This is a genomic window from Streptomyces sp. NPDC036815, from assembly GCF_055609205.1.
Map to the genome: position 1 here is coordinate 35,662 of NZ_JBVJPW010000007.1, position 21,076 is coordinate 56,737.

General features: G+C 72.4%; 20 protein-coding genes. 6 read left to right on the forward strand and 14 right to left on the reverse strand.

Annotated features, from left to right (window positions below; all coding sequences use genetic code 11):
- Window positions 1–162: 162 nt before the first annotated feature.
- Window positions 163–795 carry a TetR/AcrR family transcriptional regulator gene (locus tag ACZ69I_RS16515; protein WP_470832859.1) on the forward strand — a complete coding sequence of 211 codons (633 nt, stop codon included), beginning with the start codon at window positions 163–165 and terminating at the stop codon, window positions 793–795.
- Window positions 796–871: 76 nt separating this feature from the next.
- On the opposite strand, the gene ACZ69I_RS16520 is transcribed toward ACZ69I_RS16515, so the two are convergent.
- The gene (locus tag ACZ69I_RS16520; protein WP_470832860.1) at window positions 872–1,876 is read right to left on the reverse strand and encodes an SDR family NAD(P)-dependent oxidoreductase; all 1,005 of its coding nucleotides are present in this window, start codon (window positions 1,874–1,876) and stop codon (window positions 872–874) included.
- Window positions 1,873–3,018 carry a UDP-N-acetylglucosamine--N-acetylmuramyl-(pentapeptide) pyrophosphoryl-undecaprenol N-acetylglucosamine transferase gene (locus tag ACZ69I_RS16525; protein ID WP_470832862.1) on the reverse strand — a complete coding sequence of 382 codons (1,146 nt, stop codon included), beginning with the start codon at window positions 3,016–3,018 and terminating at the stop codon, window positions 1,873–1,875. The genes ACZ69I_RS16520 and ACZ69I_RS16525 overlap by 4 nt, the downstream gene beginning before the upstream one ends.
- 64 nt (window positions 3,019–3,082) lie before the next feature.
- On the opposite strand from ACZ69I_RS16525, the gene ACZ69I_RS16530 reads away from it, so the two are divergent.
- The gene (locus tag ACZ69I_RS16530; RefSeq protein WP_467671447.1) at window positions 3,083–3,826 is read left to right on the forward strand and encodes a response regulator transcription factor; all 744 of its coding nucleotides are present in this window, start codon (window positions 3,083–3,085) and stop codon (window positions 3,824–3,826) included.
- Window positions 3,823–5,238: a sensor histidine kinase gene (locus tag ACZ69I_RS16535; protein ID WP_470832864.1), complete on the forward strand. Its 1,416-nt coding sequence runs from the start codon at window positions 3,823–3,825 to the stop codon at window positions 5,236–5,238. The genes ACZ69I_RS16530 and ACZ69I_RS16535 overlap by 4 nt, the downstream gene beginning before the upstream one ends.
- A 34-nt stretch (window positions 5,239–5,272) precedes the next feature.
- On the opposite strand, the gene ACZ69I_RS16540 is transcribed toward ACZ69I_RS16535, so the two are convergent.
- From ACZ69I_RS16540 to ACZ69I_RS16560, 5 genes are all read right to left on the reverse strand, one after another.
- Window positions 5,273–6,364, reverse strand: a complete 1,092-nt coding sequence (locus tag ACZ69I_RS16540; RefSeq protein WP_470832865.1) for an alpha/beta fold hydrolase — start codon at window positions 6,362–6,364, stop codon at window positions 5,273–5,275.
- A gap of 572 nt (window positions 6,365–6,936) precedes the next feature.
- Window positions 6,937–8,637, reverse strand: coding sequence for an acyl-CoA mutase large subunit family protein (locus tag ACZ69I_RS16545; protein ID WP_470832867.1), 1,701 nt, complete (start codon window positions 8,635–8,637; stop codon window positions 6,937–6,939).
- Between the two features lie 129 nt (window positions 8,638–8,766).
- The gene (locus ACZ69I_RS16550; protein ID WP_389721249.1) at window positions 8,767–9,099 is read right to left on the reverse strand and encodes a DUF3817 domain-containing protein; all 333 of its coding nucleotides are present in this window, start codon (window positions 9,097–9,099) and stop codon (window positions 8,767–8,769) included.
- Between the two features lie 68 nt (window positions 9,100–9,167).
- On the reverse strand, window positions 9,168–9,677 hold the full coding sequence (locus ACZ69I_RS16555) for a MarR family winged helix-turn-helix transcriptional regulator (protein ID WP_470832869.1): 510 nt from the start codon (window positions 9,675–9,677) through the stop codon (window positions 9,168–9,170).
- Between the two features lie 10 nt (window positions 9,678–9,687).
- Window positions 9,688–10,980 carry an MFS transporter gene (locus ACZ69I_RS16560; RefSeq protein ID WP_470832871.1) on the reverse strand — a complete coding sequence of 431 codons (1,293 nt, stop codon included), beginning with the start codon at window positions 10,978–10,980 and terminating at the stop codon, window positions 9,688–9,690.
- Between the two features lie 362 nt (window positions 10,981–11,342).
- Here ACZ69I_RS16560 and ACZ69I_RS16565 point away from each other — a divergent pair, with 362 nt between their 5' ends.
- Window positions 11,343–12,344, forward strand: coding sequence for an ArsR/SmtB family transcription factor (locus tag ACZ69I_RS16565; protein WP_470832872.1), 1,002 nt, complete (start codon window positions 11,343–11,345; stop codon window positions 12,342–12,344).
- 63 nt (window positions 12,345–12,407) lie between these two features.
- Complete coding sequence (locus tag ACZ69I_RS16570) at window positions 12,408–13,448, forward strand: glycoside hydrolase family 6 protein (RefSeq protein ID WP_470832873.1); 1,041 nt, start codon at window positions 12,408–12,410, stop codon at window positions 13,446–13,448.
- Between the two features lie 54 nt (window positions 13,449–13,502).
- Here the strand turns inward: ACZ69I_RS16570 and glxA are convergent, their stop codons facing one another.
- The 7 genes from glxA to ACZ69I_RS16605 form a co-directional block, all read right to left on the reverse strand.
- On the reverse strand, window positions 13,503–15,470 hold the full coding sequence (glxA, locus tag ACZ69I_RS16575) for a radical copper oxidase GlxA (protein WP_470832875.1): 1,968 nt from the start codon (window positions 15,468–15,470) through the stop codon (window positions 13,503–13,505).
- A gap of 3 nt (window positions 15,471–15,473) precedes the next feature.
- Entirely contained in the window at window positions 15,474–17,282 is a 1,809-nt protein-coding gene (locus ACZ69I_RS16580) for a glycosyltransferase family 2 protein (RefSeq protein WP_470832876.1), read from the reverse strand.
- Between the two features lie 139 nt (window positions 17,283–17,421).
- Window positions 17,422–18,075: a TetR family transcriptional regulator gene (locus ACZ69I_RS16585; RefSeq protein WP_470832877.1), complete on the reverse strand. Its 654-nt coding sequence runs from the start codon at window positions 18,073–18,075 to the stop codon at window positions 17,422–17,424.
- The gene (locus ACZ69I_RS16590) at window positions 18,072–18,761 is read right to left on the reverse strand and encodes a DUF4166 domain-containing protein (protein WP_470832879.1); all 690 of its coding nucleotides are present in this window, start codon (window positions 18,759–18,761) and stop codon (window positions 18,072–18,074) included. The genes ACZ69I_RS16585 and ACZ69I_RS16590 overlap by 4 nt, the downstream gene beginning before the upstream one ends.
- Entirely contained in the window at window positions 18,758–19,480 is a 723-nt protein-coding gene (locus ACZ69I_RS16595) for a hypothetical protein (RefSeq protein ID WP_467671425.1), read from the reverse strand. Before ACZ69I_RS16595 ends, ACZ69I_RS16590 begins: the two co-directional genes overlap by 4 nt.
- A 151-nt stretch (window positions 19,481–19,631) precedes the next feature.
- Window positions 19,632–19,925, reverse strand: coding sequence for an MTH1187 family thiamine-binding protein (locus tag ACZ69I_RS16600; RefSeq protein WP_467671423.1), 294 nt, complete (start codon window positions 19,923–19,925; stop codon window positions 19,632–19,634).
- The gene (locus ACZ69I_RS16605; protein WP_467671421.1) at window positions 19,922–20,272 is read right to left on the reverse strand and encodes a DUF3817 domain-containing protein; all 351 of its coding nucleotides are present in this window, start codon (window positions 20,270–20,272) and stop codon (window positions 19,922–19,924) included. Before ACZ69I_RS16605 ends, ACZ69I_RS16600 begins: the two co-directional genes overlap by 4 nt.
- Window positions 20,273–20,436: 164 nt before the next feature.
- Here ACZ69I_RS16605 and ACZ69I_RS16610 point away from each other — a divergent pair, with 164 nt between their 5' ends.
- Window positions 20,437–21,075: an AIM24 family protein gene (locus ACZ69I_RS16610; protein ID WP_470832882.1), complete on the forward strand. Its 639-nt coding sequence runs from the start codon at window positions 20,437–20,439 to the stop codon at window positions 21,073–21,075.
- Window position 21,076: the final 1 nt, after the last annotated feature.

Sequence of the window (21,076 nt, forward strand, 5' to 3'; positions counted from 1 at the left end):
CGGTCGTTGCTGCCGCGGGGGTGTTCGCCGTTCACCGCGGTCATCAACTTTCGCTACAGGTCGTAGCGTAACTGCCCCCTCCGGGGCGCGGAACGGGGCCTCCGGTGATCTCGCTCACTCCGCACCCCGAGGCGGTACGTACTGGCCGGTATGGTCGCGGGCATGCAGAGCCGCACCACTCCTCCCACCCGCACCGGCGGCCGCCCGCGCAGCGCGACCGCCGACGCCGCGATCCTGGAGGCGACCCGGCAGGGCCTCGTCGAACTCGGCTGGTCCAAGCTGACGCTCGGCGCCGTCGCCACCCGGGCGGGCGTCGCCAAGACGACGCTCTACCGGCGCTGGGCGGGCAAGAGCGAGCTCGTCGTCGACGCGGTGGCGGAGCTCTTCGACGAACTGGAACTGCCCGACCGGGGCAGCCTCGCCGGCGACATCGAAGGCGTCGTCCTGCAGTTCGCGGTGCTGCTCGGGCGCCCCGAGACGAAGACGGCGCTGATGGCGGTGGTCGCCGAGTCCACGACGGACGAGCCGCTGCGGGACCGCATCCGCTCCTCCATCGTGGACCGCCAGAAGCGCCTGGTCCTCGCGGGCCGCGAACGGGCCCAGGCCCGCGGCGAGCTCCCCCCCGAACCGGACCCCACCTCCGCCGCCCGCACCGCCGACCTCATCTTCGACGTGATCGCCGGCGCGGTGGTCCACCGCGCCCTGGTCAGCGCGGAACCGGTGGACGAGGAGTGGGCGCGGCGGTTCACGCTGCTGCTCCTGGGAGGCCTGGCGGCGGCAGCCGCACAGTCCTGAGCGGGTGCCGGAGGCGCGGTTCGGTCAGGGGCGCGGGGAACCGCGCGACCGGCCCCCCACGGCCCGCGGCCGGAACTCAGACCTGATAGCGCTCGGGCGCGAACAGGTGCAGGTTCTCGGCGACCCAGGCCGACGTGTGCTTGAGCCCCTCCATGAGGGAGACCTCCGGCACCCAGCCCGCCCACTCCCGCGCCCGGGAGTTGTCCGACAGGAGCCGCTCCACCTCGCTCCCCGAAGGGCGCAGCCGCGCCGGGTCCACGACCACCGACGCCTCTCGTCCGGACGCCGCGATCAGCGCCTCCGCGAGGTCGCCGATGGAGATCTCCTGACCCACGCCCAGGTTCACCGCGTGGCCGAGCGCCCGGTCGCACACCGCCATCGCCAGGAAGCCGCGCGCCGTGTCCGTGACGTAGGTGAAGTCCCGCGTGGGTGTCAGGGAACCCAGCTTGATCTCCCGTGCGCCCGCGTGCAGTTGGGCCAGGATCGTGGGGATGACGGCGCGGGCGGACTGCCGGGGCCCGTACGTGTTGAAGGGCCGGACCACCGTCACCGGCAGCTCGAAGGCGTGCCAGTGGGAGAGCGCCATCATGTCGGCGCCGATCTTCGAGGCGGAGTACGGCGACTGCGGCTGCAGCGGGTGCGTCTCGGCGATCGGTGCCGTCAGCGCGGTCCCGTACACCTCGCTGGTGGAGGTGTGGACGAGGCGCCGCACGGAGTGCCGCCGGCACGCCTCGGCGATGTTCTCCGTGCCGACGACGTTCGTCTGCACGTACGCGCCCGGCGAGTCGTAGGAGTAGGGGATGCCGATCAGCGCGGCGAGGTGGAAGACCGTGTCGCAGCCGTCGACCGCGTCCATCACGCGGCCCGCGTCCCGCACGTCCCCGGCGATCATCTCGACCCGCGGGTCGCCGAGGAGGTGCGCCAGGTGCCCCTTCTCCGCGTACGGCTTGTAGTGCACGAAGGCCCGGACGTTCGCGCCCGCTTCGAGGAGCAGGTCGACGAGCGTCGAGCCGATGAAGCCTTCGGCTCCGGTGACCAGGACGGTGCGGTCCTGCCAGGAGAAGGTGGTGGACGTGTTCATGCGTACTCCAGGTGAGGGGTGACGTGGGCGAGTTCGAGGACCCGCTCGGCGAGCAGGTCGGCGGCGCGGGCGTGCGGGCCGGGGTCCGCGGCGCCGCTCATCGCGGCGAGCCGCACCGGGTCGGCGAGCAGCGGGCCGAGCAGCTGCGCGAGCCGGTCGGCGGTGGTCTCCGCGTCCGGCAGCAGGACGCCCGCGCCGGCGTCGGAGAGGACCCGGGCGTTGTGGGTCTGGTGGTCGCCGGGCGCGTGCGGGTAGGGCACGAGGACGGCGGGGACGCCGGTGGCGGCCAGTTCGGCGACCGTCGCCGAGCCGGCGCGGCAGACGACGAGGTCGGCGGCCGCGTAGGAGAGGTCCATGCGGTCGAGGTAGGGGACGGCGCGGGCGACCGCGTCACCGCCCTCGGCGGCGAGCCGGGCCCGCGTCTCCTCCAGGGCCGCGGGGCCGGTCTTGACGAGGAGGTGTACGTCCCGCCGCTCCCGCCAGCGCGCCGCGAGGCCGACCGCCGCCTCCGTGAGGCGGGCCGCGCCGAGGCTGCCGCCGTTGAAGAGGATCAGCCGGGCCCCGGCGGGCACCCCGAGGTCGCGCCGGGCCTCGTCGCGCAGCGCGGCCCGGTCGAGCGCGGCGAGCGGCGCGGCGATCGGCATCCCGGTGGTGTGCGCGCGCTCGCCGCCCGGCAGGTGGGCGCGGCTGCGGTCGAAGGCGACCGCGATGTTGGGGGTGAGCCGCGCCGCGAACCGGTTGGCGCGGCCCGGCACCGCGTTGGACTCGTGGATGAGGCTCGGCAGCCCCGCCATGCGGGCCCCCACGATGACGGGCGCGCTGGGGTACCCGCCCATGCCGACGGCGACCTGTGCGCCCTGCCCGCGCAGGATGGCCCGGCACTGGGCGCCGGACTTCACCAGCGCGGCGGGGAGCAGGTAGCGACGGGCGCCGAGCGACGGATCGAAGGGGATCATGTCGACGGTGTGGAGGCGGTACCCGGCGTCCGGTATCAGCCGGGTCTCCAGGCCCCGCTCGGTGCCGACGAAGGAGATCACGGCGCCGGGCACGGCCCGGCGCAGCGCGTCGGCGAGGGCGAGGCCCGGATAGATGTGCCCACCGGTGCCGCCCGCGCCGATCACGACGGAGAGAGAGGTTCGCATGGCATCGGAGCTTCACGCGGGGGTCTAAGAGGGTTTTAAGAGCCGCGTTTGGCACCTTTGGTCCATGAGCTTCACGAGCGTGACCAGCAAGGGCGGCCCGCCGGGCGCGGGCGACGCGTCGCGGCACCGGATCCTCGTCGTCGACGACGACCCCGAGGTGCGGGCCGCCGTCGAGGACGCCCTCACGGTCGAGGGCCACCACGTGCGGGGCGCGGCCGACGGCCACCGCGCGCTGACGGCGGTCGCCCGCTGGCAGCCCGACCTGGTGGTGCTCGACGTCCTGATGCCGGTCATGGACGGCCTCGCGGTCTGCCGCCAGCTGCGCGCGGCGGGCGACCGCACGCCGGTCCTCGTGCTGACGGCGCTGGACTCGGTGAGCGAGCGCGTCGACGGTCTTGACGCGGGCGCCGACGACTACCTGGTCAAGCCGTTCGCCCTCGACGAGCTGGTGGCGCGGGTGCGGGCCCTGCTGCGCCGTGCGACGCCGGAGCGCGCCGCGGCCGACGGCGACGACCTCGCGTACGGCGATCTCGTCCTCGATCCCGCGACGCGCACCGGCCGCCGCGGCGAGCGCCGGGTGGAGTTCAGCCGCACGGAGGCCGTCCTGCTCGAACTGCTCCTGCGCAACGCGGGCCAGGTCCTGCCGCGCGAGCTGATCCAGCAGGCGGTGTGGGGCCGGGACTTCGGCCCCGACTCCAACTCGCTTGCCGTGTACGTGGGTTATCTGCGCCGGAAACTGGAGTCGGGCGGTGAGCCGCGGCTCGTCCACACGGTGCACGGCGTCGGCTACCGGCTGGGCTCCCCGTGAGCGCGCGGCGCAGGCTCGGCGCGCGCTGGCGGCGCCGCAGGCCGCTGCGCACCCGCCTCGCGGTGATGGCCGCGGCGGCCGTGGCGGTGGTGGCGATCGGGGTGTGCGCCGCCGCGTTCTTCGTGATCCGCTTCAAGCTCTACCAGCAGCTCGACCAGAACCTCGCCCAGTCGGCGACGCTCGTCGTCCAGGAGCACCGCGACGAGGGTCTGGGCGTCCTTGCGGGCCAGTGCCGGTACCTGGGCGCGCCCGCCTGCTCCCAGGTCGTACCGGCGGCTGCGGCGGACGACCCGGCCGAGCCGTACCTGCTGCCGGTGACGGGGCCGACGCGCGCCGTCGCGGACGGCCGGCGGGCGCCGTACTACTCGAACTTCACGCTCCCCGGCGGCAAGCCGGGCCGGATGTACACCACCACCTTCGGCAAGGGCGAGGCCGTGCAGGTCGCGCTGCGCGCGGACATCGCGGAGCGCGGGGTGCGCCAGGCCGCGTCGCTGCTCGCGGCGGTGGGCGGCGCGGGCGTGCTGCTCTCCGCGGTGGGCGGCTACTGGGTCTCGCGCACCGGTCTGGCGCCGATCACCCGGCTGACCGCCACCGCCGAGCGCATCGCGGCCACGCGGGACGCCCGGCACCGCATCGAGCTGCCGCCGGGGCCGCCGGGCCGCGAGGGGTACGAGGGGTACGAGGGGTACGAGGACGAGGTCACCCGCCTCGCCGCCACGTTCAACACGATGCTCGCCGAGCTGGAGGAGTCCGTCGCCGCCCGCCGCCGGCTGGTCGCCGACGCCTCCCACGAGCTGCGCACGCCGCTGACGGCGCTGCGTACGAACGCCGAACTGCTCGCCAAGGCCGACCTGTTGACGGACGCGCAGCGCGACCGGGCGTCCGGGGCGCTCGGCCGCCAGCTGCGTGAGGTCACCGGCCTGGTCAACGACTTGATCGAGCTGGCCAGGGACGCGGAGCCGCAGCCGCTGCTCGAAGAGGTCCGGCTCGCGCCGCTGACCGTGCACGCGGTGGACGCGGCGCGCGGCCACTGGCCTGCCGTGCCGTTCACGCTGCGGGTGGCGCCGGACGCGGAGGGCCTGAGCGTGCCCGGGGTGGCGGCGCGGCTGTCCCGGCTGCTCACCAACCTCCTGGACAACGCGGCGAAGTTCAGCCCGCCGGGCGCTCCGGTCGAGGTCGCGCTGACCGGCGCCGACCTGACCGTGCGCGACCACGGCCCGGGCATCGCGGAGGAGGACCTGCCGTACGTCTTCGACCGCTTCTACCGCGCGGAGAAGGCCCGCGCGCTGCCGGGCTCGGGTCTGGGCCTCGCGATGGCCCGCCAGATCGCGCACGCGCACGGCGCGGAGCTGACGGCGGAACGGGCGCCGGGCGGGGGCGCGCTGTTCCGCCTCGTACTGCCGAGCCCGTGAGGCCTGTGGCGGCGGGCCTGTCGCGGCGGGCCCGCTACTTCTTCGCCCAGGCGCAGCTGCCCAGCTCCGCCTTGCCCTTGGCGACGAGGCGGTCGGCCTCGCGGGCGATCAGAACGCGGGTCTTGTCGCCCTTGCAGACGACCGTGCGGTCGCCGTGCCCGGCCAGGTCGACCAGGATCTGGTCCCAGTGCCGGTACTGCACGTCGTGCCCGGAGTCCGCGTAGGTGCGCACCCGCTCCTCGCCCGGCAGCGCGTCCTGCCAGGCCTTCAGCGTGGCGGGCGGCACGGTGGTGTCCTTCTTGCCGCCGTAGAGGTAGACGGGGGCGTCGAGCTTCGACAGGTCGGGGCCGGGGCGGCCGCAGTACAGCTTCTGCTCGTGCACCTGGGGCGCGGGGTCGGCCTGCTGCCCGCGCTGGTTGTAGGTGCGCGCCCCTTCCTCGTACGCGGTGTCGGCGAAGCCCGGGATCGACTTCACGGGGCTGTCGTCGGGGAAGGCCCACCACTTGCGCGGGTCCTTGATCTGGTCCTTCACGGCGGCGGCGAGCGCGTCGTCGGAGAGGCCGCAGTAGGCGGGCTTCGTGCCGTACGGCGGCAGGGCGGCCGCGAGGTGGAGCTGCGAGATCCGCTCGGGGGCCCGGGCGGCGAGCTCGGCGGCGTAGGGGCCGCCGCCGGATATCGCGATCACGGACACGTCGTCGACGCCGAGCTTGTCGAGGACCTGGAGGGCGTCCTCGGCGTAGTCGGCCTTGCCCAGGTTCTCGTCGAATTCGGTGTCGCCGAAGCCGTTGCGCTCCACGGAGATGAGGCGCAGGCCCAGGTCCTCGCGAGTCGTGCGGAAGAAGTCCGTCATGTGCGAGGCCCGGGCGCTGGTGCCGGTGCCGCCGATGAAGAGGACGGGCTTGCCGTCCTTGTTGCCGGTGTCCGAGTAGTGCGCCGTGCGGCCGTCGGAGAGCTTCGCCGCGTGCACCTCGGGGCCGAGGGAGTCGAAGGCGTCCTGCACCTTCGGCTCGGTCGGCGGGCTCGCGCTCACCTCGCCGGAACCGCCCAGGAGGAGCGCGCCGAGGACGGTTGCGGTGGCGGCTCCGATGGCGATGGCGGCGGTGCGGGCGTGGCCGGTCGAGGTCACGGTTACTCCTGGGACGGGGGTGGGTGGCCGGGCGGGCGCCTGCCCTGGCCCCTGGGCCTTAAACCTACGAATTCGCTCGGCCCGCCGGGTGCGGCGTCCGCGGGCGGCGGGGCTCACTCACCCAGTCCCCCGCACCCCCACGCGCCCCTCCGGGGCTTGCTCGCGCAGTTCCCCGCGCCCCTACGCGCCCCTACGGGGCTTGTCGCGCAGTTCCCCGCGCCCCTGAAACCCCCTCCCCCGCAGCCGACAACGCACGACGCCCCCTCCAGGGGCGCGGGGAACTGCGCGAGCAACCCCGAACACCCCGCAGAAAACCACGCATCACCAGCCCCCCAGGGGCGCGGGGAACTGCGCGCTCAACCCGCGACGCCCGCAGGAAACCACGCACCACCAGCCCCCTAGGGGCGCGGGGAACTGCGCGACAAGCCCCCACCACCCCGCAGAAAACCACGCACCACCAGCCCCCCAAGGGGCGCGGGGAACTGCGCAACAAGCCCCCACGAGCCACAGAAGCCCACCCACAGCCAGCCACCCCGCAGGGCCCCGCAGGGAACCGCGCGAGCCACGCCCAGCTAGAAGCCCGGCGGCTCCACGTACACCCCCCACTCATCGCGAAGCACCCCGCAGATCTCCCCCAGCGTCGCCTCCGCCCGAACCGCCTCCAGCATGGGGGCGATCATGTTCGACCCGTCCCGCGCAGCCGCCAGCATCGCCTCCAGCGCCCCCCGAACCACCGCGTCGTCCCGCCGCCCCTTGCGCCCCGCGAGATCCCGGACCTGCTCCCGCTCCACCTCGTGGCTGACCCGCAGGATCTCCAGGTCACCCGTGACCGACCCGTGGTGGCAGTTGACGCCGACCACGCGCTTGTCGCCCTTCTCCAGGGACTGCTGGTACTGGAAGGCCGACTCGGCGATCTCGCCGGTGAACCAGCCGTCCTCGATGCCCCGCAGGATGCCCGAGGTGATCGGACCGATCGGGTGCTGCCCGTCCGGGTGCGCCCGGCGCCCCCGCTCCTTGATCTGGTCGAAGATCTTCTCGGCGTCGGCCTCGATGCGGTCGGTGAGCTGCTCGACGTACCAGGAGCCGCCCAGCGGGTCCGCGACGTTGGCGACGCCGGTCTCCTCCATCAGCACCTGCTGCGTACGGAGCGCGATCTCCGCGGCCTGCTCGCTCGGCAGCGCGAGGGTCTCGTCCAGGGCGTTGGTGTGCAGGGAGTTCGTGCCGCCGAGGACGGCCGCCAGGGCCTCGACCGCCGTACGGACGACGTTGTTGTACGGCTGCTGGGCCGTGAGCGAGACACCCGCCGTCTGCGTGTGGAACCGCAGCCACTGCGCCTTGTCCGTCTTCGCCCCGTACTCGTCGCGCAGCCACCGCGCCCAGATGCGGCGGGCCGCGCGGAACTTGGCGATCTCCTCGAAGAAGTCGACGTGCGCGTCGAAGAAGAAGGAGAGGCCGGGCGCGAAGACGTCGACGTCCAGGCCGCGCGAGAGGCCCAGTTCCACGTACCCGAAGCCGTCCGCGAGGGTGTACGCGAGCTCCTGCGCGGCCGTCGCCCCGGCCTCGCGGATGTGGTAGCCGGAGACGGAGAGCGGCTTGTACGCGGGGATGTCGCGCGCGCAGTGCTCCATCAGGTCGCCGATGAGGCGCAGGTGGGGCTCGGGCTGGAAGAGCCACTCCTTCTGCGCGATGTACTCCTTGAAGATGTCGGTCTGGAGCGTGCCGTTGAGCACGCCCGGGTCGACGCCCTGGCGCTCGGCCGCGACGAGGTACATGCAGAAGACGGGCACGGCGGGCCCGCTGATCGTCATGGACGTCGTCACGTCGCCGAGCGGGATGTCCTTGAAGAGGACCTCCATGTCGGCGGCGGAGTCGATGGCGACACCGCAGTGCCCGACCTCGCCGAGCGAGCGGGCGTCGTCGGAGTCGCGGCCCATGAGGGTCGGCATGTCGAAGGCGACCGAGAGGCCGCCGCCGCCGTTGGCCAGGATCATCTTGTAGCGCTCGTTGGTCTGCTCGGCGTTGCCGAAGCCCGCGAACTGGCGGATGGTCCAGGTCCGGCCGCGGTACCCGGTCGGGTAGAGCCCGCGCGTGAAGGGGTACTCACCGGGCCAGCCGATCCGCTCGAACCCCTCGTACGTGTCCCCGGGCCGCGGCCCGTAGGCGGGGTCGACCGGGTCCCCGGAGAGCGTGGTGAAGTCCGCGTCGCGCTTGCGGGCCTTGTCGTAACGGGCCTGCCAGCGCCGGCGGCCTTCCTCGATCGCTTCAGCGTCCATACCCTCGAATTTACTAGGACGTCCTAGTAAAAGTCGATGGGCAACCGCCACGGACCTGTCCGTGGCGGTGGGAGTCAGGCCTTGCTCAGGCCTTACTCAGACCTTGCTCAGACCTCGGTCAGACCTCGGTCAGGCCTTGGCCGTGGCCGGGGAGCCGTCCGCGATCAGCGGCTCCACCTCGCGGACGACCTTGCGCTCGACGAAGAACGCGGCGGTCGGGATGGTGCCCGAGACGAGCACCCACAGCAGCTTCCCGAACGGCCACTTCGCCTTGGAGCCCAGGTCGAAGGCGAAGATCAGGTAGATGATGTAGAGGACTCCGTGGATCTGGGAGACCACCAGGGTCAGGCCCTCGCCCTTTTCGAAGCCGTACTTGGCCACCATGCAGGCGCACAGGATGAGGAGCATGACGGCGGTGACGTAAGCCATCACCCGGTAGCGGGTCAGCACGCTGGATTTCATGGCTACGAGCGTAACGGCCCGTTTTGCGCGATCTTCGCCGCCCCCGCCCCGGCCGGAACGTGCAACTCCTACTTCTCCTCGAAGTCCTCCGCCGCCACCCGCAGGGGCCTGAGCATGGCGAAGATCTCCCCGCACTCCTCCGCGTCGTACACGCCGAGGCCGAAGTCCATCGCCATGAGCTCGCGCGTCGCGGCCTCGACGACCTCGCGGCCCTTCCCCGTGATGGAGGCGAGCGTGCCGCGGCCGTCGTTGGGGTTCGGGCGCTTGTCGACCAGGCCGGACCTGACCAGGCGGTCCACCGTGTTCGTGACCGACGTCGGGTGCACCATGAGCCGCTCGCCGATCTTCGACATCGGCAGTTCGCCCGCCTGCGAGAAGGTGAGCAGGACCAGCGCCTCGTACCGCGCGAAGGTCAGTCCGTACGGCTTGACGACCGCGTCGACCTCGGCGAGCAGGATCTGGTGCGCACGCATGATCGAGGTGATCGCACCCATGGCCGGCACGGACCCCCAGCGCTGCTTCCAGAGCTCGTCGGCGCGGGCGATGGGATCGAAGGGGAGGCTGAGCGGCTTCGGCACGGCATCGACCTTACCCGTCGGTCACATGCTGGTCAGCCCCGTCTCGCAATTCGGTCGCGGGCGCCCGGCGGCCGTCCGCAGCGTCTTTCCGCGTGCGCCGCACCTCCAGCGCGAGAAGCACACAGCAGGCCGTGCCGAGCACCCCCGCCCCCGCGACCACCGTGCTCACCGCCCAGAACTCCGCGGCGAGGCCGGCCAGCGCCATGCCCACCCCCTGGACCGTCATCAGCCCCGCCGTGAGCACCGTCATCGCGCGGCCCCGCAGCTCCTCGGGCACGGCGTCGAGGAACCAGCGGTCGAGGCCCAGGGTGTACGCCGACGCGGCCCCGGCGAGCGCGAGGGCCACCAGCACCGGGACGAGGCCGGGGGTGAACGCGTACGAGACGAACGGCACCAGGGCCAGCGAGGCGAGCGGCAGCACGATGCGGGCGCGCGCGGACGCGGACAGCGCCGACCCCGCGTACAGCTCGCCCGCGACCGTGCCCACCGGCAGGGCGCACATGAGCGGTCCGACGCCCCCGGCACCGATGCCGATCTCGTCCGCGTAGGGGGCGGCGAGCGCCTCGGGGGCGACCATGAACATGGGCGGCACCCAGAAGAGCAGCAGCAGGGCCCGCGCCCGCCGGTCGCCGAGCACCTGCCGGGCACCGCTCAGGGAGTACCGCACGAGCGTGCCGCCGCCGCTCCCGCGCGCGGGCCGCCGTCTTGTGCCGAACCGCAGCACCAGCGCCGACACCGTGAACGTGCCGACGGTGACCGCGAGGGCGGCGCGCGGCGTCACGAGGGTGAGGAGCACGCCGCCGAGCCCGAACCCGACGAGGAGGGAGCTCTGGGAGACGATCCGCAGCAGGGAGCGGCCGAGCACGAACAGGTCGCCGTCGCCGAGGACGTCGGCGAGGGTCGCCGTCCGCGTGCCGTTGAAGACGGGGGCGACGAGGGCGATGAGGCAGCGCAGCGCGAGCAGTGCGGCGACGGGCGTCACGGGCAGCGCCATGAGGCCCGCGCACCCGGCGCAGACCACGTCGCACACGACGAGCACGCGCCGCGGCGGACAGCGGTCGGCGATCCCCGCCAGCAGGGTCCCGCCGACCAGGTACGGCAGCATGCCGAGCGCGAAGGTGAGCGCGCCGAGCAGCGGTGACCCGGTGAGCCCGTAGACGAGCACGGTCAGGGCGATCTCGCTGACGACGACGCCGAGCAGCGAGAACGCGTGCGCGACGAAGACGGCGCGGAACTCGCGTACGGCGAAGACGCGGGCGTAGCCGGAGGGTTCGGCGGCGGGGGCGGGGCGGACGCTGGACATGTGCGCAGCCTCCCGCCGGGCGCCGGTCCTGCCCTAAAGTTTCGGCCCCGGGCGAATCTTCGGCGCCCGGCGGGAGGACGGTGAGAGTCCGGAGAGGGCCGGGGCGGGTCCGGCGGGGATCCGGAGAGGGCCGGTGCGGGCCCGGCGGGACCGGCAGGACCGGCAGGACCGGCGAGAGCCTGGCGGGTCCGGCGAGTCCGGCAGGACCGGCGAGAGCCTGGCGGGACCGGCGAGTCCGGCAGGACCGGCGAGAGCCTGGCGGGACCGGCGGGACCGGCGGGCCGGTGAGTCCGGCGGGACCGGCGGGCCCAGTGAGAATCTGGCGGGCCGGTGAGTCCGGCGGAACCGGTGAGGGGGGTTGCGTGCCGTTTCATCTGCGGTTCGGTCGGGACGACTTGCTGCGCTGCCGGTTCGCGGTGTCGCCGCTGTGGGAGACGCAGGAGGCCGTCCGTACCCTCAAACGCCCCGACCGGCACGCCTACCACCCGCGCTGGCTGCGCCGGATCCGTGCGGCGGGCCGCGGGCTCGACCTCTCCGCGCTGTGGCTCCTGATGCCCCGGCGCGGGCACTCCCCCGACTTCCTCGGACCGCCGCCGATCGGTCCCGCCGCCCGCTTCGCGGAGGAGATCGCGGGCGTCCGCGCGGCCGACCCCGCGGCCGCCGGGGAGGACATCGCGCGGGCGCTCGCCTGTACCCCGGGCGCCGCGCGCTCACCGCTGGGCCGGTCGCTGCTCGCCGATCCCGCGGGCGCGGTGCGGGAGCTCGCGGACACGCTGGAGGCCGCCTGGCACGCCCTCGTCGAGCCGGACTGGCCGCGTCTGCGCACGCTCCTGGAGGCCGATGTCGCCTATCACTCTCGGCGGCTCGCGGAGGTCGGCCTGGGCGGGGTGCTCCCGGAGCTGGACCGGCGCCTGTCGTGGGACGCGGGGACGCTCACCGTGGAGTGGCGCGACGAGCACGTGCGGGAGCTGTCGGGGCAGGGGCTCGTCCTGATCCCGAGCGTCTTCTCCTGGCCGGACGTGGTCAGCGGCTTCGAACCCCCGTGGCAGCCGACGCTGGCCTATCCGGTGCGGGGCATCGCCGCGCTCTGGGCGGAGCCGGACGACCGTACGCCCGACTCGCTCGTACGGCTGCTCGGCCGCGGCCGGGCCAGGGTGCTCGCCGCGCTCGCCGTGCCGGACACCACGTCGGGTCTGGCGCAGCGGCTCGGGCTCGCGCCGTCGTCGGTGTCGGCGCACCTGGCGGCGCTGCGGGGCGCCGGGCTGCTGATGTCGCGGCGGTACGGGCACCGGGTGTTCTACGAGTGCACGCCGCTCGGTATCGCGCTCGGCGCCGGGGGCGGTGTGGCACAAGAGCTTGAATAGTCCTTTATGTAACGATTGCCGGGCTGACTGACCGTCACCGTCACCACCGCCCAAGGGGGCTGGATGCACCGGCTGCTCCGCACGTCCAAGGCGCTGCGCACGTTCACGGCACTCGCGGCCCTCGCCGCCCTCGGGCTCACGGCGGGCTGCTCGTCGGAGTCCGGGCCCGAGACGCGGGAGGCGGCCGAGCGCGCCCCCGCCTCCGAGTCCGCCCGGCACTCCGCGAGCACCTTCTGGGTCGACCCCGACAGCGCCGCCGCACGCCAGGTGGAGCAGTGGGAGCGACAGGGCCGCACCAAGGACGCCACGGCGCTCAAGCGCATCTCCGAGCAGCCCATGGCCGTATGGCCGGCCGGCGACGACCCCGCACCCGACATCGAGGAGGCGACGAAGGGCGCGGCGAAGGAGGGCCGCACCGCCGTGCTCGTCGCGTACAACATCCCGCACCGCGACTGCGGCCAGCACTCGGCGGGCGGCGCGGGCAGCTCCGACCAGTACCGGGGCTGGGTGAACGCCTTCGCCGACGCGATCGGCTCCGCGCCCGCGCTGGTCGTCCTCGAACCCGACGCGATCCCGCACATCGCGGACGGCTGCACCCCCGCCGAGTACCACGCGGACCGCTACCAGCTGCTCTCCGAGGCGATCCAGCGGCTCAAGCGCCAGCCGAAGGTGAAGGTCTACCTCGACGCGGGGAACCCCGGCTGGATCAACGACGCCCACAAGCTCACCGAGCCGCTCCAGAAGGCGGGCGTCGCCCAGGCCGACGGGTTCTCGCTGAACGTCTCCAACTTCCAGAGCGACGCGACGACCAAGGAGTACGGCCGCACGCTGTCGGCCACGGTCGGCGGCAAGCACTTCGTCATGGACACCAGTCGCAACGGCAAGGGCCCCCTGGCGGGCGACCGCCAGGACGCCTGGTGCAATCCGCCGGGCCGGGGCCTCGGCGCCCGGCCGACCGACCGCACGGGCGACCCGCTGCTCGACGCCGTCCTGTGGATCAAGCGCCCCGGGGACTCGGACGGCCCGTGCCGGGGCGGCCCGGCCGCCGGGCAGTGGTGGCCGGACTACGCGCTCGGCCTGGCGCGCAACGCCAAACAGGCGTGAGCGCCGCGCGCCCCCGAGGAGGCCGGGCAAGGCCTCCCCGGACGGCCGCGGAGGTCAGTCCTGCGGGCCGACGTGGATCCACTTCGCCTCGGACGACGTGCCGTCCTTGTCCGTCACGAACAGCATGTACCAGCCCGGCGGGACCAGCGCCGTGTCGCCCTGCGGCACGTCCACCGTCACCGTGCCCCTGCCCTTGCTGAGCCCCAGCGCGATCGAACGCTGCTCGACGTCCGTCGTGTGCGTCACCGCGCTCGGGCGCATCAGCCGGGCCGACGCCAGGTTCTCGGGGTGCTCGGTCCTGAACGTCGCGCGGCCGTCCGCCGCCAGCTGCTCCGGGCCCTCGCCGAGCACCGGGCGCACCTGCCCGCCCTTGTGCAGCGCGGGGGGCGTGAAGATCTCCATGCGCTGCTCGAAGTGGCCGAGCTTGGTGTTCTGCTCGTTGTCGTAGAGCGGGTCGGAGCCGAACGTCGCGACCCGGCCGTCGGGCAGCAGCAGCGCCTCGGAGTGGTAGTTGCGGCCCACCCTGGGCGAGGCGGCGGCGCGGAAGGCGTTGGCCTTGGGGTCGTAGAACTGCGCCTTGAGGATGTTGCTGCCGCTGCGGCCCCGGTAGTCGCCCGAGCCGTTGGACGTGAAGACCGAGTCGTCCGGCATGAGCACGCTGTTCAGGTACCGCGTGCCCTGCGGGAGTTCGGGCCCCGTCTTGAAGGCCGGGTTCTCCTCCTTGAGGTCGATCACGGCGGTGCGGCGCGTGGCCTTGTCCGACTCGCCCACTCCCCCGCCCCCCATGATCATCACCTTCTGGTCCTGCGCGGGCGGCAGCAGCATGGACGCCGACGTCTCGGTCTGGTCCATGTCCTCCAGGCCCGGCACCTTCTCGAACTTGTTCGTCTCCAGGTCCCACAGGCCCGGCTCGCGGCCCTTCTCGGCCGGGCCGTAGCCCGCGTTCGACGCCGGGTAGAAGAGCTTGCCGCCCTTGGTGAGGAAGAGCGCGGGGTACGTCGGGAAGTACCGCTTGGGCCCGTCCGTCCACTTCTTCGTCTTCGGGTCGTAGATCTCGTTGTCGCCCGGGTCGATGACGCCGACGTCGTCGAGACCGGAGACCGCGAGCACCTTGCCGTCCTTGAGGCCGACCAGGGTCGGGTACCAGCGGGCCTTCTTCATCGGGTCGACGGGCAGGTACTTCTCGGCCTTCGGATCGAACTCGTACGCCGCCTTGATCCCCTGGAAGTCCTGCTTCTCCATGTCGATCTTCTCGGCGATGCCGTAGGTGTTGTCGGCCTCCTCGCCGGTCAGCCCCTCGATCTCGTACTGCGCCGACTTCTCGGTGACCGACTGGGCGCCGCCCTGGACGGCCTCCACGAAGACGCGCGCCTCGCTCGCCTTGACCTTGGTCTTCCAGGGCTGCATCACACCGGACTTGGAGTACGTGATCTCGAAGCCCCGCTTGGCCTTGGGCACGACGACGTCGAACTTGCTGACGTACTCGACGCCCGACGGGGAGCGGAACGTGGTGCCCTTCTTGAGGGTCACCGGCTTGTCCGGGTTCTCGTTCTTCACCCGCATGCCGCCGCCCGCCCGCTCCACCTCACCGTCGAGCAGTTCGTAGCGCGCGGTGCCGCCCGCCACCAGGAGCCGCCCGTCGGGGAGTTGGGCGTGCCCGGAGCAGAAGAAGTCCTCCGGGGTGTCGATCTTCTTGAACGTGTCGTTCTTCGGGTCCCACAGGATCGTGTCGAACGACCCGGCGTCGAACTTCTTCTGCTCGTTCCCGGAACCGGCGACGATCAGCACCTTGCCGGTGTGCAGCAGCGCGGCGTGGATGGCGTTGGTCCGGAACTCCTCGGGGATGTCGACCTGTTTCCAGGAGCCGTACTTCGCCTTGTACCCGGGTCGGGTGATCTTGTACTCGTAGTACTGCTCCTCGGCGAAGGAGAGCGCGGCGGGAGCGTTCAGCCCCACCAGGAGCGCGCCCGCGCCGACTCCGAACAGCGTCTTCCTGGTGCGCTTCGAGGGGCGGTAGGCCATGGGTCAGTTCCCTCCTGTCGTCGTGCCGGTGGCGAAGGCCGGCTCCGGCTCGCCCTCCGCGTCCTCGCCCAGCGGTCCCGTCCGCTCCGTCCGCCGCTCCTGCCGGGCCGCCCTGCGCTCCTTGGCGAGCGAGAAGGCCCAGATCGAGACCGGCGCCAGCGAGATCACCATCGCGAGGACCGCCCAGGTGCGCATCGCCACGTGGGTGTGGCCGAGCACGAAGGAGGCGACCAGCGAACTGGCGAGCACCACCGCCCAGAAGAGGTGGATACGGAAGGTGAGCAGCCGGTCGGGGCTCGCGTCGCCGCCCTTGGGGGTGACCACGAAGCGGCTGGGGCGGCGCACCAGGGCCGCGCCGAGCGACTTGGCGTAGATGGGCGCGGAGAGCGCCGACATCGCCATGCCCGCGAGGCCGCCGGAGCCTTCCGGCTCGTGCGGGGACACGTTGTGCCGCCGGTTCCAGAGGTAGAGGCCGATCTGCAGGGCCGCCGCGTCGCTGTACAGCATCAGCCAGACCGACGCGGCGACCTGCGTGCCGCTGGCCCCGAACCACAGGAACAGGACGCAACTGAGGATGCCGAGCAGCCAGTTGACGGCCGTCATGGGGTAGTACACGAGCATCAGCGAGTACGAGAAGAGGCGCCCGGGCGGCATCGTGAACGGCGCCTTCCAGTACTGCTTGAACAGCGTCTCGTAGGTGCCGCGCGACCAGCGCATCTGCTGGGTGAAGAAGTCCGTCCAGGAGGCCGGGCCCTCGCCGACGGCCAGGACGTCCGGCGTGTAGACCGAGCGCCAGTGCCGGTTGGTCGCCGGATTGCGGTGGCGGTGCAGCTCGAAGCCCGTCGCCATGTCCTCGGTGATCGAGTCGTGCAGGCCGCCGATCTGGGTGAGCGCGCTGATGCGTACGACGTTGTTCGTGCCGACGAACATGGGGGCGCGGTAGCGGTTGCCCGCGCGCTGGATGAGCGCGTGGAAGAGGAACTGCTGGGACTCGGCGGCCTTGGTGACGGGCGTCGTGTAGTTCCCGTAGACCTGCGGTCCGACGACGAACGCCACGTCCGGGTCGCGGAAGTAACCCATCATCCGCTCCAGGAAGTTGGGGAGCGGGACGTGGTCGGTGTCGACGGACGCGAAGAAGTCGTACTCCGCGTGGTAGAGCGCGAGCCAGGCGTTGTAGTTGCCGTGCTTGGTACGGGCCTTGTGCGGGCCCTTCTTGCGGTTCCACTCCGCGATGCCGTACCGCGTGAAGTGCCGCACGCCCAGCTCCTCGCAGAGCGCCTTGGCCTCGGGGGTGTTGCCCTCGTCCAGGAGCCATACGTCCAGGGGGCCGGGGTGGTGTATCCGGACGGCGCCCTCGAGGGTGGCCCGCACCATGGTGAGGGGCTCCTTGCCGGGCACGTACGTGGTGAGGAAGGCGACGCGGGTGCCCGCCTCGGGGAACACGGGGACCGGGTCCCTCGCGACCATCGTGGCGTGGGCGATCGATACGACGTTGACGAGCATGAAGAGCTCGATCAGGCCGATCGCCACGAGCATCGTCACATCCAGGCCGATCAGCCAGCGGTCGGCGCCCTCACGTTCGGTCCAGTGGGTCGGCCAGACGAGGTAGACCAGCAGGACACCGGTGAGCACCGGCGCCAGGGCCATCAGGAGCACGGCGCGTATTCGGTGCGGTTCGCCGGACAGCAGCGAGCGGTACCGGACCCGGTACGGTCCGGGGCTCCCTCCTGCTCCCTCGTCGCCGTCCGGCTCGGTGAGCGGTCCGGCGAGCGTGCTGTGGGTTTCGTAGTCGTAGCCCTCCGGCTGCCGCACAGCGCCCTCCAGGTTCTGGGTGATCCGGTATCGAACGTGCCGATACCCACACAAAAGTGGAGTTTCCCCGGCGTGTCGAACGGGGTTCCCCCGTGCGAGGGGTTTTAGGTTGGGTGGTTTTGGCCGGGTTGCGGTGCTCTTAGGGGCGTGTACGGCGCAACCGGTGGCGGACCGCGCGCTGGGCCAGCGGGCCCAGGTCCTCGACCGCCGTCACCAGGACGGCCAGCTGCTCCAGCGAGGCGAGCGCCCGCTCCGTACCCGCCGGGTCGACCCCCTCGTACAGCTCGATGCCCACGAAGGACGCGCCCAGCGCCCTGGCGAGCCCGACGGGGTCGGTGAACTCGCCGAGCGGCGACGCGGACAGGACCCGGGTGAGGACCTTCTCGATCTCCTCGATCCAGAGCGCGAGGCCCGCCGCCGTCGCCGCCGCGAGCCGCGGCTGCGTCTGCGCCCCGGCGAGGAGCTGGCCGAGGACGGCGACGTGCCCCTCCTCGCGTTCCCGCTCGTGCATCTCCCGCCCGAAGGCGAGCAGTTCGGCGAAGGACTCGATTCCGGCGAGGCGCTCCCGGTAGAGCGAGACCCGCTGTTCCGTGCCGTGCCGGCAGGCCGCCGCCAGGAGGTCGTCGACGGAGCCGTAGTGGTAGAAGACGAGCGCCTGGTTGACCCCCGCGGCCGCCGCGATGTTCCGCGCCGACGCCTTGGCGATGCCCTGCTCCGTGAGCGTCCGCAGCGCGCCTTCGAGGAGCTTGGTCCGGGTCTCCCGGCTCTTGGCCGGGTCCTTGGCGGCGCTCACGCGCGTGCCTCCTCGCGGACGGGCCGGAGCCCGGGGCGCACCCCGCACGTACGGACGTCGCCATACGTCGCCGTGAAGGACCCCTCGTACCCGAAGAGCGGCCCGAAGCGGCGGTTGGTGACCCGCACCCGGATGCGGAACCGGCCCGCCGCGTCGTCGTAGGACTCCCGCACCTCGGCGTCGCCGCCGATCAGCCCGGGGACGCGGCAGTCCACCGGGCCCTCCCGGAAGCGGTGCTCCCCGGAGCGGATCAGGAGCGAGCCGTCGGGCTCGACCCGCAGGTGCAGGTCGCTGGCGAGGTGCTGGTGCGTGCCGAGGTAGTCGAGCACGCGGTCGCCCTGGGGGCCGAGGACCATCTGGGCGTCGAAGCGGCGGGGGCCGCCGGGCAGGTCGAAGGTGCGCACGAAGGTCACCGTCTCACGGCCGTACGTGTCGGTGTACGGCACGTTCTCGATGGTGAAGGGGACGTTCGTGCCCTGGCGCGGCAGGAGGATGTTGCGGGTGCCGCCGAGCGCGAGGAACGGCTTCACGAAGCCCCTGCCGCGCCAGATCCGGTCCATCACACCCCGGCCCGTGCAGGCCTCGCCGCTGTCGAGGCCCACGGAGAAGCGGCGCTGGAGACGCGGGTGCAGCCGGTCGAAGTCGGCGCCGAGCACCGTGCGGAAGATCGAGGCGTGCTGCTTCACGGGCGCTGCTCCCGGGCGGTGTCGAGGGTGGTGGCGAGGGTGGCGAGGACGCGGGGGGCGCGGGCGCGTTCCGGCGGGGTGCGCAGACAACGGCGGGCGGCCGGGGTCGTGGGCAGGGGCGGCAGGAACAGCACCAGGGCCGCCGTGGCGATGGCCGTGACGGGGGCGAGGAGGACGGCGGCGACGACGCAGAGGACGCGGGCGGCGGTCTCCGCGACGGCGTTCCACAGGGCGCGTTCGGGGGTGATGCCCCGCTCCAGCCAGAGCCGCAGCCGGTCGAAGGACCAGGCGGTCGCCCAGCCCATGAGGGGGCGCAGGAGCACGTGGTCGACGGCCTTCCCGAAGCGGCCCCAGCGCGGCCGGTAGTCGTACCCGGTGAGGAAGCGGATGCCGTCGCCGTCCGGCGCCGGTACGTAGCGCCAGTAGCCGCTGCCCTCTTCGAGGAGGGAGAGGGGGTGCGGCGAGGAGAAGCGCAGGGCGGAGGTCCGGGTGCCGTCCGGGCGCCGCTTCTCGCCCGCGGACACCCCCGTGCCCGCGATGGCCAGGAAGGGCAGCACGCGCGTGGCGTACCGGAAGTGCTGGGGCTCCCCCTCCTGGCGCGGCAGGTAGTCGATCTCGGTGAAGCGCAGGTCCCAGCGCTGGTGCCGGTCAGGTTCCTGGGTGCGGGCCCAGAGGTCGTCGAGATCGGCGCGTATGCGTGCCTCGATGTACAGACTCACCGTAAACCCCCACGTCAGCGTACTTTTGAGCGACTGCTCAAACCGGAAGGTACAGGTGTTTGAGCGGTCGCTCAAGTGAGGGGCACGAAAAAAGCCCCCGCCCGGAAGGGCGGGGGCTTTCTGTGCTGCTTGAGGTGCGGGTGCCGGCGACTCACGCGCCGAGGTGACGCTCCACCGTGTCGACCTTGGAGGTGAGACCGTCGGTCACGCCGGGGCGGATGTCCGCCTTCATGACGACGGAGACGCGCGGGGCCCGCGCCTCGACCGCGGCGACGGCGCGCTTGACGACGTCCATGACCTCGTCCCACTCGCCCTCGACGGACGTGAACATGGCGTCGGTCCGGTTCGGCAGCCCGGACTCGCGGACGACGCGGACCGCGTCGGCGACGTACTCGCCGACGTCCTCGCCGACCCCCAGCGGGGTCACGGAGAAGGCGACGATCATGCGTTCACGACGCCTTCCTTGCGGGCGCGCGAGGCGATCACCGCGGCCTCGGCCTCACGCTTCAGCCTGCGCTCGGCCATGAACCCGCCGCCGGGGATGAAGGAGTACGCGAAGTAGAGGGCGCCCGTCTTCAGGTCCCACTTCGTACGGTTCCACGCGTCGAGCCAGAAGATCACGTACAGGATGAAGAGCACGCCGTGGATCGGGCCGAGCACCGGGGCGACGTTGAAGCCCTCGGCGACCGTGTACTTGATGATCGTGCAGACCAGCAGCACGATCCAGGAGATGCCCTCGGGCACGGAGACCAGACGGAGGCGGCGGAGGGCGGAGGCGGTCTTGATGTCCACGGGTCACCTTCGGTGGGTGGGCGGCGGGAGGAGGCGGGGCCGGGCGGCGCCGATCTTGTGAACGCACGCACAAGCGACCCCATTGTGACATCGGGGTCTTCTCGGGGTTCGCTCAGGGGCCTTCACCCTGTTCTGGGCGGGTACGCGGCGGCTACCGTCGATTCGTGGCTACATTCCGGCTCCAAGGGAGCAGAGTGCTTGCCGTCGACATGACCGGCGATGCCGTGAAGGCGAAGAACGGCTCGATGGTCGCCTATGACGGCCAGATGGCGTTCAAGAAGATGACCGGCGGCGGCGAGGGGATCCGGGGCATGGTGACCCGCCGCGTCACCGGCGAACAGATGACGGTGATGGAGGTGAAGGGCCACGGCACCTGCTGGTTCGCCGACCGGGCCACGGAGATCAATCTCGTCCGGCTGACGGGCGACAAGCTCCACGTCGAGGCGAGCAATCTGCTGTGCACCGACGCCGGGCTGCGCACCGGCACCAGCTTCACCGGCCTGCGCGGCGCGACCCAGGGCAACGGCCTGTTCACGACGACGGTCGAGGGCACGGGCCAGGCGGCGATCGTCTCGGACGGACCGGCGGTGGCGCTGCGCGTCTCCCGGCAGTACCCGCTGATGGTCGACCCGGGGGCGTACATCGCCCACCAGGGAGACGTCCGCCAGAGCTTCCAGTCCGGCGTCACCTTCCGCACCTTCATGGGCGAGGGCGGCGGCGAGGCCTTCCAGATCCGCTTCGAGGGCGACGGCCTGGTGTACGTACAGCCCAGTGAGCGCACCACGATCGCGGGGGACGTCTGAG